Annotated in this window: 17 protein-coding genes; 12 read left to right on the top strand and 5 right to left on the bottom strand. The window is 39.0% G+C overall.

Going from position 1 to position 17,695, the window contains the following annotated elements; all coding sequences use genetic code 11:
- Nucleotides 1-146: 146 nt before the first annotated feature.
- From ABMQ40_RS11815 to ABMQ40_RS11795, 5 genes are all read left to right on the top strand, one after another.
- Entirely contained in the window at nt 147-2,039 is a 1,893-nt protein-coding gene (locus tag ABMQ40_RS11815) for a DUF3858 domain-containing protein (RefSeq protein ID WP_370899813.1), read from the top strand.
- A 2-nt stretch (nt 2,040-2,041) separates the two neighbouring features.
- A complete protein-coding gene (locus tag ABMQ40_RS11810; RefSeq protein ID WP_370899811.1) occupies nt 2,042-3,976 on the top strand; it encodes a transglutaminase family protein in 1,935 nt (644 codons plus the stop codon).
- 56 nt (nt 3,977-4,032) lie between these two features.
- On the top strand, nt 4,033-4,446 hold the full coding sequence (locus ABMQ40_RS11805; RefSeq protein ID WP_370899809.1) for a DUF5684 domain-containing protein: 414 nt from the start codon (nt 4,033-4,035) through the stop codon (nt 4,444-4,446).
- A 74-nt stretch (nt 4,447-4,520) separates the two neighbouring features.
- A complete protein-coding gene (locus tag ABMQ40_RS11800) occupies nt 4,521-5,348 on the top strand; it encodes a DUF3298 and DUF4163 domain-containing protein (RefSeq protein ID WP_370899807.1) in 828 nt (275 codons plus the stop codon).
- A gap of 44 nt (nt 5,349-5,392) precedes the next feature.
- Nucleotides 5,393-6,244, top strand: a complete 852-nt coding sequence (locus tag ABMQ40_RS11795; RefSeq protein ID WP_370899805.1) for a diacylglycerol/lipid kinase family protein — start codon at nt 5,393-5,395, stop codon at nt 6,242-6,244.
- 32 nt (nt 6,245-6,276) lie between these two features.
- Here ABMQ40_RS11795 and ABMQ40_RS11790 read toward each other — a convergent pair whose 3' ends face one another.
- On the bottom strand, nt 6,277-7,557 hold the full coding sequence (locus ABMQ40_RS11790; RefSeq protein ID WP_370899803.1) for a dicarboxylate/amino acid:cation symporter: 1,281 nt from the start codon (nt 7,555-7,557) through the stop codon (nt 6,277-6,279).
- Between the two features lie 136 nt (nt 7,558-7,693).
- Complete coding sequence (gene ggt / locus ABMQ40_RS11785) at nt 7,694-9,382, bottom strand: gamma-glutamyltransferase (RefSeq protein ID WP_370899801.1); 1,689 nt, start codon at nt 9,380-9,382, stop codon at nt 7,694-7,696.
- A 190-nt stretch (nt 9,383-9,572) separates the two neighbouring features.
- On the opposite strand from ggt, the gene ABMQ40_RS11780 reads away from it, so the two are divergent.
- Nucleotides 9,573-10,538 carry an NAD-dependent epimerase/dehydratase family protein gene (locus ABMQ40_RS11780; RefSeq protein WP_370899799.1) on the top strand — a complete coding sequence of 322 codons (966 nt, stop codon included), beginning with the start codon at nt 9,573-9,575 and terminating at the stop codon, nt 10,536-10,538.
- Between the two features lie 83 nt (nt 10,539-10,621).
- On the top strand, nt 10,622-11,374 hold the full coding sequence (locus ABMQ40_RS11775; protein ID WP_370899797.1) for a polysaccharide deacetylase family protein: 753 nt from the start codon (nt 10,622-10,624) through the stop codon (nt 11,372-11,374).
- 17 nt (nt 11,375-11,391) lie between these two features.
- Here the strand turns inward: ABMQ40_RS11775 and ABMQ40_RS11770 are convergent, their stop codons facing one another.
- The 3 genes from ABMQ40_RS11770 to ABMQ40_RS11760 form a co-directional block, all read right to left on the bottom strand.
- A complete protein-coding gene (locus tag ABMQ40_RS11770) occupies nt 11,392-12,225 on the bottom strand; it encodes a class I SAM-dependent methyltransferase (protein WP_370899795.1) in 834 nt (277 codons plus the stop codon).
- A 42-nt stretch (nt 12,226-12,267) separates the two neighbouring features.
- Nucleotides 12,268-13,473, bottom strand: coding sequence for a metallophosphoesterase (locus ABMQ40_RS11765; RefSeq protein WP_370899793.1), 1,206 nt, complete (start codon nt 13,471-13,473; stop codon nt 12,268-12,270).
- A gap of 66 nt (nt 13,474-13,539) precedes the next feature.
- The gene (locus ABMQ40_RS11760; protein ID WP_370899791.1) at nt 13,540-14,607 is read right to left on the bottom strand and encodes a 3-oxoacyl-ACP synthase III family protein; all 1,068 of its coding nucleotides are present in this window, start codon (nt 14,605-14,607) and stop codon (nt 13,540-13,542) included.
- Between the two features lie 100 nt (nt 14,608-14,707).
- Here ABMQ40_RS11760 and ABMQ40_RS11755 point away from each other — a divergent pair, with 100 nt between their 5' ends.
- The 5 genes from ABMQ40_RS11755 (at nt 14,708) to ABMQ40_RS11735 (ending at nt 17,527) form a co-directional block, all read left to right on the top strand.
- Complete coding sequence (locus ABMQ40_RS11755; protein ID WP_370899789.1) at nt 14,708-15,277, top strand: hypothetical protein; 570 nt, start codon at nt 14,708-14,710, stop codon at nt 15,275-15,277.
- A gap of 3 nt (nt 15,278-15,280) precedes the next feature.
- Complete coding sequence (gene ubiE / locus ABMQ40_RS11750; RefSeq protein ID WP_370899787.1) at nt 15,281-16,012, top strand: bifunctional demethylmenaquinone methyltransferase/2-methoxy-6-polyprenyl-1,4-benzoquinol methylase UbiE; 732 nt, start codon at nt 15,281-15,283, stop codon at nt 16,010-16,012.
- Between the two features lie 3 nt (nt 16,013-16,015).
- Nucleotides 16,016-16,798 (top strand): type IX secretion/gliding motility protein PorT/SprT, encoded by a 783-nt coding sequence (gene porT, locus ABMQ40_RS11745; RefSeq protein ID WP_370899785.1) that lies wholly within the window; start codon nt 16,016-16,018, stop codon nt 16,796-16,798.
- A 139-nt stretch (nt 16,799-16,937) separates the two neighbouring features.
- Complete coding sequence (locus tag ABMQ40_RS11740) at nt 16,938-17,240, top strand: hypothetical protein (RefSeq protein WP_370899783.1); 303 nt, start codon at nt 16,938-16,940, stop codon at nt 17,238-17,240.
- Complete coding sequence (locus ABMQ40_RS11735; protein WP_370899781.1) at nt 17,240-17,527, top strand: cell division protein ZapA; 288 nt, start codon at nt 17,240-17,242, stop codon at nt 17,525-17,527. Before ABMQ40_RS11740 ends, ABMQ40_RS11735 begins: the two co-directional genes overlap by 1 nt.
- Nucleotides 17,528-17,695 lie beyond the last annotated feature (168 nt).

Genomic DNA, 17,695 nt, shown 5'->3' with positions numbered 1-17,695 from the left:
TTTTTGTAAAATATAAAAAAGGCTATCTTACTTTTGAGACAGCCTCTTTTTTTATTTCATATTAAAATGCCTGTTTTTTTTATAATAAAATTTAATTTTAACAGTTATTAAGATTTTATTACTTTTGTGAAATTTTAATGACTTCAATGATGAAAATGTTCTGTATAGGAGCACTTACAATGGCTTCAATATACTACGCCCAAAGCTATCCTGTTGCTTCAATCCCCGAAAATCTAAAGAAGAATGCCAATGTTGTGATCAGGAAGGATCTTACAACGATTCAGATCAACAAGATCGATGACATCAGATACCAATATAACAAAGTTACCACCGTACTGAATAAAGACGGTGATGAAAAGGCTGTTTCTTATATTCCTTATGAAAAAGGAGACCAGATTTCAGATGTTAAGGTAACGGTCTACGATGCCGCAGGTAAGAAGATAAAGTCCTATTCCAAATCAGACTTCGGCGATTTTGCCAATAATCCCACAGGGATTTTTTATTCAGATGACAGGTTTATGGCCTTATCCTATACCCCTACATCATACCCTTATACGGTAGAGTTTTCATATCAGATTTCAGATGAAAATACGGTTTTTATCCCTGATTTCATGCCTTTCTCTACAGTAAACACCTCAGTTGAAGAAAAACAATTCAGAATCATCAATAATTCCGGAATAGAATTGAGAACCAGGATTTATCCGTCCAAATATAATTATGCTTCCGTAACGGAAAGCAGTAACGGAGCGGAAAAAGTTTATACCTATAAAAATGTTCAGGCGATTGATGATATTTTCTTATTGCCGCAGCCTGATAAGATTTTGCCGAAGGTAAGCTTTTCACTGGCCCGATTCAATCTGGAAGGGAAACAGGGGAATATCAACAGTTGGAAAGATTTCGGGGCATGGTATTACAATAACATTTTACAGCCTGTTTCTGTAGTTTCCCCTGCTATTAAAGCCGAGGTGGCCGCTTTGAACTTACAGGGTTCTACAGAGGAGAAAGTAAAAAAGCTGTATCAGTACATGCAATCTAAAACCAGATATATAGCGGTAACTTTAGGTATCGGCGGATGGCAGCCTATGCTTGCGGATGAGGTCTCAAAGAAAGGATATGGAGACTGTAAAGGGCTTACCAACTATATGAAGACGCTTCTGGATGAAGCAGGAATACCCTCCTATTATTGTGTGATCAATTCCGGTTCTTCGCAATTGCTTTTTGATCCTGAATTTCCTAAAATGGGTGGAAACCACGTAATTTTAATGGTCCCAACAGAAAAGGGAAACATCTGGCTGGAAAATACAAGCCAGCAATTTGCATTCAATCATTTAAGTTCATCTACTACAGACAGGAATGTGCTTTCTATCAGAAAAGACGGGATTGAGCTCATTGATACTCCGGTATATTCTGCAGAACAGAACCAGGAAAAGCAGGTCCTTAAGATAAAACTCAATGAGGACAACAGCATTAGCGGGGAAGGAATATTTTCATTTACAGGAAGTCAGTATGATTACAATGTGGCATTGGGAAACCTGTCACCTAAAGAAAGAAATGACGTTCTCAAAAGCAGGCTTGATGTTCTGAACTTTGAGAAGCTGGAAATGAAAAACTTCATTAACGACAGGGATAATGCTGTAGCCAGATATGATCTGGATTTTAAGGCCAATAACTATTCTAAAAACGCAGGAAGCAGCATTATATTCAGGGCAGTACCCATTTTTACCAATAATATCTATAAAACAGATGAAAACAGGGAACTTCCTTTTGAAATCCGGCAGTCCTTCAAGGATGATTATGAGATCAGCTTTGTGGTTCCGCCAGCGTATAAAATAGATGAGGTTCCAGAAAATGTAACCATTAATTCGGAGTTCGGAACATACACTCTGAATTTTGTCAAAAGCGGGGATCAACTGAAAGTTACCAGGAGTATTAAGGTAAATAAAGGCATTTATCCGAAAGAAAAATATAACGACTACATCAATTTCAGGAAAAAAACTATAAACATTGATAATTCAAAAATTTTAATATCAAAAATTTAAACATGAGGAAAATATTGCTGATCGTTTTTAGCTCGATGAATCTGATCTTTATTGAGGCTCAGAAACATGAATTTCTTAACCCTCCCAAATTCAATGATGCGGATCTGTCAAAGACAAAATCTTTACTGGATGAGAATGCGTCGGCTGAAATTTTGTATAAATCTGGGCATTTTAAAGTGGATGCTTATACCGCGCTGCTCTCAAAAACGTATTTCTACAGAGTGAAAATTTATAATAAGGATAAGGCAGAAGAGTGGCTGAACCTGGAAATCCCATTATACCAGAACGGTAAAGGAAGTCAGGAAAGCCTGACTAAATTAAAGGCCTTTACCTATAATCTGGAAAACGGAGCCAGAGTAGAGACCAAGGTTGAGAAAAACTCCAAGTATAAAAGTAAGGAAAGCAAAAATATAACGATAACCAAGCTTGCCTTTCCAAACGTAAAAGACGGCTCGGTTATTGAATACGAATATACGGTTGAATCTCCGTTCGCATTTGAGATCCCACAGTTCCTGATTGAATCAAGCACTCCTTCATTATATACGGAATATGTTCTGGACAGTCCGCTTAATATCTCCTATAACGTAAATTATACAGGCTCCCTTGTCCCTAAATACAGGGAAGTTACGGAGAAAATCTTATATGGTACGGATTACAGAACATACCGTTTTGCCTATGGAAATTTAAAGCCGTTCAAGACGGAAAAATTTGTGAAGAATGACATGAACTACAGAACCAAAATAAGGGCTGAAGTTCACTCTACCAATTTCAGGGAGCTAAAGCTGTATTCATCCTCCTGGGAACAGATCATGACCAGGCTTTATGAAGATGAGAACTTTGGGGGCGAACTGAGAAAAACAAAACTGGCCAAAGAGAACATGCCGGCAGGCATTACAGACCTACGGAGTGATGTGGAAAAAGCCAATGCCATATTCAGCTATGTTCAGAAAACATTTACATGGAATAATGACAGAGGCATTTATACTGAGGATGGACTGAAAAAGCTCCTCGAAACCAAAACCGGGAATGCCGCGGAAATCAACCTGCTTTTGGTGATGATGTTTCGTGAAGCAGGAATTAAGTCAGATCCGGTTCTGATCTCTACGGTAAACAACGGGCTGATCAATCTTGCATCTCCAAATGTCTCGAATATGAATATGGTGATCGCAGCAATAGATGTAAACGGGGAATTGCATATTTATGATGCAACATCCAAGCAGGCTTCTATGGATCAGCTGCCGCCAAGAGACTGGAATCAGTTTGGCATACTGCTGTCTAAAAATAAAGTACAGCAGATCCAGATGGTGAATGCAAAGCCAAGCTTCAGCTACCTGACAGCCAATGCAAAAATTAATAATGACGGAAGCATTTCCGGGACATATTCTGACAAAGATACAGGATCTTATGCCATGTTTGCCAAGGAAAGTTATGATGATAACCAAGAAAAATATAAAAAGCAGTACAAAGAGAATTTTGCCATTGATTTTACTAATATAGATTCAAAAGTTCTGGAAAACGGAGACTTTGAAAGTACGATGAACTTTTCCTCAGAAAATTTGGTTGACAGGATTGGAAAGAAAATGATCATCAATCCAATGCTGTTTTTGAACAAAAATTCTAATGAGTTTGACCAGACAGAAGAAAGAAAATACCAGATTGATTTTATTTCCCCGTTTACAAGAATTAAAAAAGTGACATTGGAAATTCCTGAGGGGTATGCAGTTGAAGAACTGCCAAAAAACAAGAAAATTGTTACTGATGACAAAGAAATATCATACAGCTATGTCATCGAACAAAAAGGAAATAAGCTGGAAATAACCTCTACTACCACCGTAGCCAGCGCCGATTATCCGAAGGAATATTATCCCGCTTTCAAACAAATATGGGGCGTTTCCTCCAAATGCGAGAATCAGGTTATTAGTTTAATTAAAAAATAAATAAAAAGCTTCTAGATTTTATAAGCTTTTTTTATATTTGAAGTAAAAATAATAACATGATAACTATTTTACAAGCAGATTATTACGATGGGATGGATTCTGCTGCTACAGCAGGTATTGGCATTGGGATGATCATTTTTTACCTTATTCTTTATTTATTCTACGGATACTGCTATTACAAAATATTCCAGAAAGCAGGAAGAGAAGATGCCTGGGCCGGCTTTATCCCAATCTATAATACAATAGTTTTACTTGAAATTGTAAAAAAACCGATCTGGTGGATCATTTTATTCTTTATTCCGTTAGTGAACCTTTATGCCATGTGGGTGGCCTGGGACAGGATGGCAAAAGGTTTCAGTAAAGAAACACCGCTTTATACCATTCTTTTATTCTTTCTAGCATTCATTTTTATTCCTGTTTTGGCTTTCGGGAATGATACTTTTGATGCCAAAAGAATCCCTAATGATTAAAAAAAACAACATCAAAAAAAAATAAACCGTTCGGTTTTGAATGGTTTTTGTATTGATATGAAAAATTAAAAAATATGAGAAACACTATTGCCATTACGGCACTATTATCCTTACTTGCCTTTTCAGCTTGCAAAAAGACTGGAGCAACCGATAATACAAATACGCAAACAGAAAATCAGCAGGCTGAAAAATTCGTCATTGATTCTGTGGCAGTCAATGATTCCATAAAAATCACTGATTCGCTTTCGCTGAAGTATTCCTCGAAATTGCTTGTTTTTCCTTCCATAAAAGATCAGAAGCTGCTGGACAGCATCTACTTTACTGAAAAAGGAATTAAAGACTTTTCAAAAAACGGATTGCAGGCTTATCTTGAAAAGGATAAAAATGAATATTATAACTCTATAAAGCAAGACAGCAAAAACTGGGGCTCTGATATTACCTACTCCCAGCATTGGTATACCGATTCCGATATGACGGTAAAATCAAACATCAATGATTTTCTTCATATCCAGTACTTCAACAGCTCATATGAAGGCGGAGCCCATGATAACTATGGATTTTCAGAAAGGGTTTTTGATCTTAAGAACAATAAGAAAGTAGGGCTAAAAGACATCACAACAATGCCAAAGGCTGAAATTGAAAAGCTTCTGATGAAAAACATCAATAAAATGAATGGCGGAGCGACGGATGAAAAGGGACAGATCAATAATTCCGATATGCTTTTGGTGGAAGTGATCCCGGCTACCGATAATTTTTATTTTGATGATAAAAATCTTTATTTCCATTACAGTCCTTATGAAATTGCGGCCTTTGCTGCGGGGGATATCACTATCCCGGTTTCCTGGGAAGAGCTGAAAGCCTCGCTTACCCCACAGTTTAAAGAGAGAATGAAAATTAAATAATATTTAATGCTTCCGGAAAGGAAGCATTTTTTATTTTTGTGGCAATGGAAAAAGTAGCTTTTATCATCAATCCTTTTTCAGCTAAAGGAAATTATCAGCCGTTCCTCAATAAACTGAAAGCTAAGGTAGAAGATCCGCTGTATTATATTTCAGAGTCTATTCAGGGAACAGATGATTTTATCCGGGAACACTTCAATGAAATAGATATTTTTGTGGCCATAGGAGGGGACGGAACCATTTCTACGGTGGCACGGAATCTTATCAATACGGAAAAGATCCTGGCTATTTTTCCTGCCGGCTCAGGGAACGGATTTTCCAATGAAACAAGATTCAGCAAGAACCTTGATGAGCTTTTGGAAAAAATAAAGGCAAAAAAATCCAGGAAGATCGACACATTTACAGTCAACGACAGGCTTTCTATCAATGTTTCCGGAACAGGATTTGATGGTAAGGTAGTGAAAGAATTTGAAAAGACCGACCGCGGGTTTAAAAATTATATCAAGGTTTCTATCAGAACATTTTTCAACTACAAGCCGATAAAAGTAAAGTTTCTGGATGAAAAATATCAGCAGTACAACGGGAAATACCTGATGCTGAATATTGCCAATACCCGCCAGTTTGGGAATAACGCTTATATTGCTCCCAAAGCGAGTAAAAGCGACGGTCTGGTGGATATGGTGCTGGTGAAGAAATTTCCATTGCCGTATTCAGCCTTATTTGCTTTCAGGATGTTCACAAAAAAGCTGAAAGATGATGACTATGTAACCTACCTTCCTGTCTCGGAGATTGAATTTAAGGTCAGTACCAAAAACTGGCATCTGGATGGGGAATTTAATAAAATAAAATCGCCGGTCCGCATAAAGGTCTATCCGTCAAGTTTGAATATCCTGGTTTAGCCTGTAATCGGCTTACTGGGCAGCAGGTAAGATCAAAACTCTAATTTCTCCTCAGGTTTATAAGGATGGTTCAGGCTGTAATGAAGCTGATTTTTATCCAGCTGTTCCTCCCAGTTGGCCACAACAACCGTTGCTACCGAATTACCGATAACGTTGGTTAGTGCCCGGCACTCACTCATAAATTTATCAATACCAAGAATCAGGGTCATTCCGGCAATAGGGATTTCAGGGACTACTGCCAGGGTGGCTGCCAGAGTGACGAAGCCTGCTCCGGTAACTCCCGCAGCCCCTTTAGAGCTCAGCATAGCTACTAGAAGAAGCATCAGCTGCTTTTCCAGAGGAAGATGGATGTTTAGTGCCTGTGCAATAAACAGGGAAGCAAGGGTCATATAAATATTGGTCCCGTCAAGGTTGAACGAATAGCCCGTAGGCACTACCAGCCCCACAATTGTTTTGGAGCATCCCGCTTTTTCCAGCTTTTCCATAATGCCTGGAAGAGCAGATTCCGAAGAGCTCGTACCCAATACTAAAAGAAGCTCTTCCTTAAGGTAATACATCAGTTTGAAGATATTAAAGCCATTATACCAGGCCACGGATCCTAAAACCAGGATAACGAACAGGATAGAAGTAATATAGAAGGTACCGACCAGAAATATCAGGTTCAACACAGAATGCAGTCCGTATTTTCCGATAGTAAAGGCCATAGCTCCAAAAGCTCCTACCGGGGCCAGCTTCATCAGCATATGGACGATTTTGAAGACAGGGGTGGAAAGATCCTGTAAAAACTCTGTTACCTTCTGGCTTTTTTCTTTGGTCAGAACTAAAGCTACTCCCATCAGAATGGCTACCAGAAGAACCTGCAGGATGTTGTCTCCCACTAAAGGGCTGAAAAGCGTTTCAGGAATGATATTCATGATGAATCCGGTAAGAGTAGATTCATGAGCTTTCTGCTGATATTGGGAAACATCCCCTGAAAGAGTCGCAGGATCGATATTTAGCCCGTGTCCCGGCTGTAGGATATTGCCTACAACAAGACCAATAATTAAAGCCAGCGTTGAAAAGGTAATAAAATAGATCAGGGCTTTCATTGCGATTCTTCCCACTTTTTTCAAGTCGGTCATATGAGCAATCCCCAAGGTGAGAGTTATAAAAATTACCGGGGCAATGATCATTTTTACTAATTTGATAAAGCCATCGCCCAAAGGCTTCATCTTCTCACCCAGCTCAGGGTGGAATCTTCCTAAAAGTATCCCTGCTATGATCGCTATAATGACCTGAAAATAGATCTGCTGATAAAATCGTTTTGTCTTCAAAGAATTGTTTTATTTTGAAAGCGAAATTTAGGAAATTTACCTTTAAAATATGATAAAAGTCATGAAATAAAGCTGGATTTACAGCAGGAACACCTGCTGTAAGCTGAAATTATTCTTCAAATATAGATTTAGATTCCTATTCCACGGCAACGGAATCATCACCCCGGCCGTCTGCAACGGCATGAACATTTCCATTATCATCAATCAGGATCATTTCCGTTCTGCCGATCTGCTTTACGCTTTCAAAGACATAGCCTTTATTCTGAAGTTCGGAAATGGTTGCCTGGGGGAAGCCGGGTTCTGCGGTCACCTTTTCCGGAAGCCACTGATGGTGGAACTTAGGAGAGTTCACCGATAAATTGGCATTCAGTTTAAAATCGACCACATCTACAATTGACTGATATACGGAAGTAGGTATGGTAGTACCGCCAGGGGTGCCTACCACCATATAAGGTTTCCCGTTTTTAAGTAAGACGACTGGAGTCATGGAAGAGAGCATCCTTTTATTAGGCTGGATAGAATTGGCTTCACCACCTACTGCTCCAAACATATTCGGAACTCCCGGTTTTACCGAAAAATCATCCATTTCATTATTTAGAAAGAAGCCAGCCCCGGAAACAACAACCTTACTCCCGTACAATCCGTTGAGGGTGGTGGTTACTGAAGCCGCATTTCCATCCTTATCGATCACGGAGATATGAGTGGTCTCGGTTGATTCTTTCGGCTGCTTAATGATCTTCCCAACTTCCGAGCTTGGAGTAGCTTTGCTGAAGCTAAAGCTTTTCCATCTGTTTTTCAGATAATCATCAGAAATTAAATAGGCGGTTTTATCCTGGATAAAATCCGGGTCGCCCATATATTCGGCTCTGTCGGCATAAGCCCTCCTTTCGGCTTCCACCATTATCTGTACTGCGGGTGCGGAATTTTGCTGATACTTTTCCAGGTTTTCATAGCTGGACATTTTCAGCATCTGAGCCAGCAGGACGCCGCCACTTGAAGGTAAAGGCATGGATACAACATGGTTCCCCTTATAATCGAACTCCAATGCTTTTCTTTCGGCAACTTTATAGTTTTTCAGATCCTCCAGCGTGATGATACCGTTGCCTTTTTTCATTTCATCCACGAGAAGCTGGGCTGTTTTCCCTTCATAGAAACCTTTTGCCCCGAATTTTTGGATCCTTTTCAGAGTTTCTGCCAGATCTTTCTGTACCAGAATATCTCCCGCCTTCCATGGAGTATTTTTTACAAAAACTATGGAGGACGAGTTATGCTTTTGAAATTTGTCTTTATTATTGTTTAGCAGATCAGCCTCCTGCTCAGTAATGGCAAACCCCTTTTCCGCCAGGTCAATAGCCGGCTGGATCAGCTGATCCATTGGGAGCTTACAATATTTTAATGTTGCGAAAAGGCCCGCCACACTTCCCGGCACGCCTACCGCAAGCCTTCCATTCTGGGACCAGTCTGTATTGGCTTTGCCATCCTTATCCAGATACATATCTCTGGAGGCCTTCCGCGGTGCTGTTTCCCGGTAATCCAGGGTGAATTTTTCACCGTTGTTTTTTACGCCTACTAAAAACCCGCCACCACCAATGTTTCCGGCCTGAGGGTAAACTACAGCCAAAGCATACTGGGTTGCTACAACGGCATCATAGGCATTGCCCCCCATCCTTAGAACTTTTGCTCCTGCTTCGCTTGCCAAAGGATGGGCAGAAACAACCATACCCTTGTTTTTTGTTTTAACCTCTTTTACAATCTTTATATCCGTGAATTGAGCCCAATATAAATGGGCAGTGATAAGTACAACAGTACAGAAAAGTCTCTTCATAAACACTTATGTTTTTGACAAAATTAGAGATATTTTTTTATATAAATCCCCAAGGAGATCACTGAATGTAAATCTTTTTCATGTTTATTTATTTTGTTTAAAAGTTTTTCAAAATATCTTTAATAATTCCTTTTTTTATTATGATACGCATGATTTTTTTACTTTTGTACAATTCTTAAAAAAAATAAAAATGGAATCCTATACGGAAAGAATACTGATTACAGGTGCCTTGGGACAAATAGGTACCGAACTTACCAACAGGCTTGTTGAAATTCACGGGGCAGAAAATGTAGTAGCTTCAGGGCTGGACAGATGGCAGAAAGGGATCACTTCTGCAGGTCATTATGAAAGAATGGATGTTACCAACACCCAACTGGTAAGACAGGTGGTCCAGGATTATGATATCACCACTGTCTACCATCTGGCTTCACTTTTGTCCGGAACCTCGGAAAAACAGCCGATTTTTGCATGGAAATTAAATCTTGAACCCCTCCTTCATTTTTGTGAAATGGCTAAAGAAGGGCTTATTAAAAAGATTTTCTGGCCAAGTTCAATAGCAGTTTTCGGAAAGGGGATACCAAAGGAAAACGTAGGGCAGGATGTAGTGCTGAATCCTACTACAGTGTATGGGATCTCTAAAATGGCAGGTGAGAAATGGTGCGAATATTATTTCGATAAGCATGGGGTAGATGTAAGAAGTATCAGATATCCCGGTCTGATCTCCTGGAAAACGCCGGCAGGGGGAGGAACAACTGATTATGCGGTGGAAATTTTCTATGAGGCTATTGAAGAAGGCAAATACACCAGCTTTATTTCCGAAAATACAGCAATGCCAATGCTCTATATGGATGATGCTATTGAAGCGACCTTGAAACTGATGGAGGCTCCAAAGGAAAGCCTGACGGTACGGTCTTCCTATAACTTAGGAGGCATGTCCTTCACTCCGAAGGAGCTGGCGGAAGAAATTAAAAAGGAAATTCCGGAATTTGAGATTGACTACCAACCGGATTTCAGACAGGCAATCGCAGATTCATGGCCGGCTTCCATTGATGATTCGGTGGCCAAGAAAGACTGGGGGCTGACCTATAATTTCGGGATTTCCGAAATGACGAAGGACATGATCAAAAATTTGAAAGTGAAATTGAATAAAAAATAGATGATCAAGTGTTTATTTAAATAAAAGATATTTTAACATCTGATTATCAGTCAATTTAGTTTTTTATCTAAAATAAGATTTAAATGATATTACTGACTTTTAACATTATGAATATCGAAGCGGAGACCAGAAACGGTGTCCAGATCTCAGATGAAGAAAGTCTGAAAATCACCGAAGGCAATACCAGGGCTATTCTCAGGATTTTAAACCTTCATGATATAAAAGCGAGTTTTTTTATTGAAATTTCAATCGTTGAAAAACTTCAGGATCTCATAAAAGCAATTTCATCCAAAGGGCATGAAATTGCTTTTTATAATAAAAATTCCGGTCTTCCGGACATTGAAGAAGCTAAAAAAAATATCCAGGGCATTTTTGATAAGCAAATCAAGGGAATCCGCCAGAGAGACCTGAAGCTGCCTGAGGAAAACCTGAAGTTATTGGAGTTTAGCTACGTTTCCAATATTGATAATGCCAATATCCTTTTTCCGTTTAAGCGGCTGAAAAGAAATACCGAGATCACCGAACGGGACGGGTTGAGCATTGTCCCCGAAAGTATCTCACCCTACAGCCAGCTGCCGTATAATGATTTCGTATTCCAGATATTACCCCGGGAGTATTATCAGAATATGGTTTTTGAAACCCTGAAAAATGATGATTTTGTCCTGATTTATCTGAACTCCTGGCAGTTCACGGATTTTAAAAAATATCAATTTAAGATTCCGTTTTACAGGCGCCTGTCTTCGGGTAAGAAAATGGAGGACAAATTAGAAGCCCTCCTTACCTGGATCAATGAGAAGGAGCTGGCCACTTCCCGCATGAAAGATTATATTTTTTAATAACAAATCTGTTATTTTTAGTCACTATTTTTTATACAGACGGCTAACAAATCTGTGGAATACTGTATCTCTTTTCCGATTGTAATGTCGTTATGGGAGTAGCCTGAATGGAAATCAGCAGTGGCGCCATTCATTCCGGCAGGCATTTTCCCGCTACCTGATTTAATTTTTTTCAGAGACTCAAAAATACTTTTTTGGAATTTCAACAGGAAGACGCGCAGAGAATAAGGGTATAAAGAAAGGGTGCAGGGAAGCGTGATGATCCTCTGCTTTTTTGTCCGGCTGATCTCTTCAAGCACCAGATCCGAACCTGAGCCGATCTTTAAGATCTCCACCTGAGTGAAATGGTTTTCAAGCAGCTTTTTCAGGCTTCCGGAAGTATATTCTTTTAAATGAAAGATATTCCAGGGCTTCTGGATATAATTGAAAAGCCTGTTTTTCTTATCTGGTGTTGAAATAAGCAGGAGGCCTCCGGGATTTAACAGCCCCTTCAGGCGGGTAATATATTCAGCATCATTCTCAACATGCTCTATCACCTGGAAAGAAGTGATCATATCAAATTTCTTATCCGCAAGCTCCTGATCCGTTATAAAATTAAGGTTGTCCGAATTGTATTTATCTTTTGCAAAATCAACGGCCTCTTGGCTGAGATCCGTACCCGTGACGCTGTCAGCTTTTTCAGACAGGATCTTTGCACCATATCCCGAGCCACAGCCAAAGTCAAGGACCTTTTTACCTGACGCGAAGTTTTTAGCATATTCGTAGGTGGCAATATGCATCAGATGAATATAGAGTTCCGATTTATCTCTGAAGTTCTCATTTAATATATGCCTTTCGCCGGTATCTTTCATTGATGGTACAGTATTTAATTAAATCTCGCTAAAATACTTAAATCAGGCCAATTCAAAAAGTGTAATTTCCGGTAAAACCCCAACTCTCCCCGGATATCCTATGACGCCGAAGCCTCTGTTCACATACAGCAGTTTTCCCTCACTTTCATACAGGTCGGCCCATTTTGGGTAACGGTATTGTACGGGAGACCATTTTATATTTTTAAGGTCCAGACCGAACTGCATGCCGTGGGTATGTCCGGAGAGCGTTAAATAAATATTTCCCGGGTGTTTTTTTACTACATAATCAAAATGGGTAGGGTCATGGCTCATTAATATTTTTGCGGCAGATACCGGCACGTCTTTCAGGGCCATATCGATATCTCCGAACTGAGGGAAAGGCTTCAGGCCCCAATTCTCTACTCCAAGGATATACAGCTTTTCGCCGTTTTTTTCAATGACCCTGCTTTCGTTGCGGAGCATATCAAAGCCGGCCTGCTTTTCATAATCAATCAGCGTCTCAAGGTTTTTCCATTTGGCGTCCGGGGATGTCCATGTCACATAATCTCCGTAATCATGATTTCCGAGAACCGCCAGTTTTCCGTCCTTGGCTTTGATATCGGAAAACAAAGGGATAAAAGGTTTGAACTCTTCAGCTACATTGTTCACCATATCTCCGGTAAATAAAACCAGATCGGGCTTCTGCTCATTAATTAAGCTTACCGCATGCTCAAGTCTTGCCGGATCAGAGAAACTGCCGCTGTGGACGTCAGAGATCTGAATGATCTTATACCCTTTAAAACTCCCGGGAAGGCCAGGTATTTTTACCTTTACCCTTCTTACTTTGTGGCGGTATTTTCCGAACGTGATACCATCAATAAAAAGAGCGGAAAGCACTCCGCTGAGGCCTAAGCCGATCAGACTTAAAAATTTTCTCCTTTCGGGAAAAAAATGTTCATTGGATTGGGTAAGTCCGATAAGGTAGCTTCCCGTCCTGAAAATATCATCAATTAACAAGAACAGGACAATGAATACTTTAGGCAGCATGAATACCAGGAAAAGGGAAACCATGATCTGGATTCTTAAAGTGCTTCTGTCCGATTTCTGAAAATGGGCGATTTCATAGGCAAACACGCCATACACAGCCAGGGATATGATACAATATCCTAATCTTAGCCAGAAATTATCCGTTAAGGTCCTTATTGCCTGATAGATATATACTTCTAAAAACAGGAAGACTGCGGCAATGATTAAAAAATTTCTTTGCATAATCAGTTTAAAAAAAGCACAAGAAAAAAATTTCCTGTGCTTTAATATTTAAATTAAAAAAATATTTTAAGGAAATCTGTAAACGATAGCATTGATGTTCATTCCGGCTCCTACGGAAGTCATAACAATGTTACCTTTATCTTTAAACGATTGACCCTCCATTTTTCCTTTAATAATTAGATCAAACATGGTAGGAATGGTTGCCACTGAAGAATTTCCAAATTCCTGGATGGTCATGGGAGAGATTTTGTGGTCATAATCCTTTACCTCATAAAGCTTGTGAAGTCTTTCGATCATGGCATAATCCATTTTAGCATTGGCCTGATGAATCAGTATCTTATCAATATCCTTAATAGAAAGTCCTGCATTGCCAATGGTTTCTTTGATGGCCACAGGGACATTTTTAAGGGCATATTCATAAATTTTCCTTCCCTGCATCCTTACGAACAGACGGGTCTGGTCAGACTCTTTATTGATAGAAGGTCCGTTTTCAAGGTAATTGAGCTCAGGTCCATTATCGCAGATGGTGCTGTGGGCTATGATTCCTACATTTTCATCATCTGTGGCCTTTACGACCACGGCTCCCGCTCCATCGGCAAAGATCATCCTGTTTCTGTCATGCGGGTCGGTTACCCGGCTTAGTGTTTCACCTCCGATGACGAGGATGGTTTGGGCTACCCTTGCTTTGATCAGATTATCCGCCAGGATCATTGCTTCTACCCATCCCGGACATCCGAAAAGCATATCGTAGGTTACACATCTTCTGTTTTTGATGCCTAGTTTATTCTTTACCCTTGCTGCCATGGTAGGCATGAAGTCTGCATATCCGTTCACGGTAACTTCACCAAAGTTACTTGCATAAATAATATAGTTCAGCTCTTCCGGATCTATTTTCGCATCTTCAATAGCTTTTTTTGCAGCCTCGTAACCGATTTTGGAGTTGGAAAGATCTTCATCAATAAATCTTCTGTTTTCTATTTCCGTGATTTCTACAAATTTTGCAATAGTTTCCTCAGCAGGCTTGTCTATCTTCACCCCGTCCTCTGTATAAAACTCTGAATCTAAGAAAAAATCTTTACCAATAACTCTATTGGGAATATAAGATCCAGAACCAATGATAATCGTATTCGGCATTCGTTTATATGATTTTTTAAAGATGCAAAGTTAATAATTAATATTAATAACGAAGAATTAAAAATATTATTAAATTTGCAAAAATTGTACTTTACAATCTATGAAAAACAATCCTTCCTTAAAAGGCTTACTTATTGCAGTTGTGGCATTTGCCGTTGCCTTTGGGATTTACTTTCTTTTTTTGGCTAAAAGAAATTACTATGTAGTGGATAACCCTACTCCTGATACCTACTATTTTAAAATCAACAATGGTTCCGAAGGAATTATTTCAGCAGGGCAAACCGTACCGGTGGATTTAAGAAAAGGAAAAAATTCCATTAAAGTTTTTGACCGGAATAAAAAATTATTATACGATTCTGCTTTTGAAGTGAATAAAGTTCGTGGTCTTATCAACATCGCCCACCAGGATTATTATATCAATAATCAGTACTATGGCTATAATCTTAAAAAAGATTCATTACTTTTGGCGCTTGATAAAACCATTATTGACGGGAAAGCTTATTTTGGGGCGCCTAAACGCTTCAGCAAGCTATATACGGATGATTTTTACTACAATGTGGATGAAGATTATGACAAGGTGATCAAAAATATCCAGCAAGTAGAATCCAGATCAAAGATCTTCAGGAAGCAGGATTTCCTTAATTATTATAAAGAATATTACAAGTTTTAAGTTTTGACAAAAGATATTAACCAAGTAACCCCCTACAATTCAGAGGCTACAAAGAAGAGCCAGGTAGAGGACATGTTCGACAATATTGCACCAAAGTATGATCTTCTGAATCATGTTTTATCCATGAAAATTGATGTTTTGTGGAGAAATACACTGGTGAAATGGATGAAAAATGATAATCCGCAGGAAGTGCTGGATGTGGCTACAGGAACGGGAGATTTAGCTATTGCGATTGAAAAAGGCACTGATGCCAAAGTAATTGGTTTAGACTTATCGCAACAAATGTTAAATGTTGGCGTTATTAAAATAAAAAAACTTAAATTAGACGGCAAAATTTCCATGCAAAAAGGGGATGCAGAAAATTTACCATTCGAAGACAATAGATTTGATGCTGTTTCCGTTGCATTTGGAGTAAGGAATTTTGAAAACCTTACCAAAGGTTTGGCAGAGTTAAGAAGAGTTGTTAAAGATAACAAGAGTGTTTATATACTGGAGTTTTCAAAGGTTGAGGGTTTCTTGGGGCCATTGTATATGTTTTATTTCAAAAACATTTTACCCGCCATCGGCAGGCTGGTTTCCAAAGACAATAGGGCATATACATACCTTCCGGATTCTGTAAACGCTTTTCCTTTCGGGGAGAAGATGAGACAAATTCTTTTAGATACAGGATTTAAAAAAGTTGAATATAAAAAACTAAGTTTAGGTATAGCCACAATTTATAAAGCAACAAAGTAACCTATGAATAAATTTTTATTAAAAGCACTGGTTTTAGCCTCAGTAAATGTTGCAGTTTTAGCAAACGCGCAATTCAGAACCCGAAACAGAATGGATAAGTTGGAAGACTTCGATCAGCAGACATTCAGCTGGGGGTTTTATTTAAATGGCAACAGACTGGATTACCGTATAGTACTCAACCCAAGATATGGTATAAATGAAAATCAGAATCTCGTTACATCTAAAGAAAGCTACAGCTTCGGTGCCGGGCTTATCGGAAAATGGAGACTCAACGATTATTTAGACCTAAGGGTGGAACCAGGCTTACAATTTGCTCAGAGGCAGCTGACTTTCAATACGCAATCAAATGATCAGTATGCCGGAGGTACTTTAACGAATGCTCCTTTCATCCCGATCCCGCTAACCGAACAAGACAGAGTCCGTGAGATCAAATCTACTTTCGTAGATGTTCCTGTACTCTTGGAATTTCACGGGCACAGATGGTACAATTCCAGACCTTATGTGGCAGCAGGGGTGAACTATATTGTTAACCTGCAGTCTAATTCTGACTCTACCGATGATAACATGCAGCAGGTGTTCAGATCCACAACACACAACTTTGCCTGGTCTGCTGAAATGGGAATCCAGTTTTACTTCAATAAATTCAAGCTTACACCTGCAATCAGAGGAACTTTTATTATGAACAACGAAATTGTTTCGGATAATGCCTCCACTCCTCCGTACTGGACCGCTGCAATGTCTACATTACAGTCTAGGGCAGTGATGTTTGTACTGAAATTTGAATAAGAAATCTGCAATTTTAGATATAAAGGATGTACTGAGGTACATCCTTTTTTGCTGGAAGATCAAAATATACGCCGTTTTATTTTTGTTAATGTTAATATTTTTTTATTTTTGCTACTAGTTAGAATATACAAAACCTGAAATGCTTCAAGATTTAGAAAACAATTTTTCAGAATTGGAAAAAAAGATTTTAAGTTTACAAAAAAGTTATAAAAATCTTACTGAAAAATTATCAGAATTAAGTGTTGAGCATGAAGAACTGAAAAAGAAATATGATGAGGAAAGAAAGAAAAATCAGGTATTAGCAGAAGAACAAAAAAATATAAAACTTTATTCAGCGATATCAGGAAATCCTGAGCACAATAGGTTAATGAAAAACCATATTAACAGATTGGTAAAAGAGATTGATTTCTGTATTGCTCAGCTTCAAAACAGTGGATTATAATGGAGGTAAGAAGAATAACCATCAATATTGCAGGAAGGGTATATCCGCTGAACGTACCGGCAGCAGAAGAAGAAACTTTGCGTAAGGTAGGGAAGCAGATCGAAAATATGATTAAAGATTTTGAACAAAATTTCGATGTTAGAGATAAGCAGGATGCTTTGGCAATGTGCGCCCTTAAACTGGGTACCAATGCGGAAGTGGTATCTCTTAACTATGAAAAGACAATAAACTCTACCAATGAAAGATTAGCCCAGATTAATCAATCGTTGAATGAAATCGGGAAATAGCATTTTTTTCCCGCATAAACTGCCTACAATAATTCTAACACATTAACGGTAAACTCAACGCTAAACAATTACCGAACAAATGCCCATTGAATGGCGTGCCGGCCGCTCCGGATTACAGACAGTGGGAATCAGTTCAAATCGTGTTGATTAGGAGTTTACTCTCAATCG

Origin of the sequence: Chryseobacterium gossypii, assembly GCF_041361455.1 — a bacterium.
GTDB lineage: Bacteria > Bacteroidota > Bacteroidia > Flavobacteriales > Weeksellaceae > Chryseobacterium > Chryseobacterium gossypii.
Note: the sequence above shows the minus strand (reverse complement) of the source record. Positions and strands in the feature narration are given on the sequence as shown.

What these genes read in the sequence shown, in the direction of transcription:
- ABMQ40_RS11805 (WP_370899809.1), top strand. Translation starts at nt 4,033, where the DNA reads ATGATAACTATTTTACAAGCAGATTATTACGATGGGATGGATTCTGCT.
- ABMQ40_RS11740 (WP_370899783.1), top strand. Translation starts at nt 16,938, where the DNA reads ATGCTTCAAGATTTAGAAAACAATTTTTCAGAATTGGAAAAAAAGATT.
- ABMQ40_RS11810 (WP_370899811.1), top strand. Translation starts at nt 2,042, where the DNA reads ATGAGGAAAATATTGCTGATCGTTTTTAGCTCGATGAATCTGATCTTT.
- ABMQ40_RS11760 (WP_370899791.1), bottom strand. Translation starts at nt 14,607, where the DNA reads ATGCCGAATACGATTATCATTGGTTCTGGATCTTATATTCCCAATAGA.
- ABMQ40_RS11815 (WP_370899813.1), top strand. Translation starts at nt 147, where the DNA reads ATGATGAAAATGTTCTGTATAGGAGCACTTACAATGGCTTCAATATAC.
- ABMQ40_RS11795 (WP_370899805.1), top strand. Translation starts at nt 5,393, where the DNA reads ATGGAAAAAGTAGCTTTTATCATCAATCCTTTTTCAGCTAAAGGAAAT.
- ggt (WP_370899801.1), bottom strand. Translation starts at nt 9,382, where the DNA reads ATGAAGAGACTTTTCTGTACTGTTGTACTTATCACTGCCCATTTATAT.
- ABMQ40_RS11775 (WP_370899797.1), top strand. Translation starts at nt 10,622, where the DNA reads ATGATATTACTGACTTTTAACATTATGAATATCGAAGCGGAGACCAGA.
- porT (WP_370899785.1), top strand. Translation starts at nt 16,016, where the DNA reads ATGAATAAATTTTTATTAAAAGCACTGGTTTTAGCCTCAGTAAATGTT.
- ABMQ40_RS11780 (WP_370899799.1), top strand. Translation starts at nt 9,573, where the DNA reads ATGGAATCCTATACGGAAAGAATACTGATTACAGGTGCCTTGGGACAA.
- ABMQ40_RS11765 (WP_370899793.1), bottom strand. Translation starts at nt 13,473, where the DNA reads ATGCAAAGAAATTTTTTAATCATTGCCGCAGTCTTCCTGTTTTTAGAA.
- ABMQ40_RS11735 (WP_370899781.1), top strand. Translation starts at nt 17,240, where the DNA reads ATGGAGGTAAGAAGAATAACCATCAATATTGCAGGAAGGGTATATCCG.
- ABMQ40_RS11755 (WP_370899789.1), top strand. Translation starts at nt 14,708, where the DNA reads ATGAAAAACAATCCTTCCTTAAAAGGCTTACTTATTGCAGTTGTGGCA.
- ABMQ40_RS11770 (WP_370899795.1), bottom strand. Translation starts at nt 12,225, where the DNA reads ATGAAAGATACCGGCGAAAGGCATATATTAAATGAGAACTTCAGAGAT.
- ABMQ40_RS11800 (WP_370899807.1), top strand. Translation starts at nt 4,521, where the DNA reads ATGAGAAACACTATTGCCATTACGGCACTATTATCCTTACTTGCCTTT.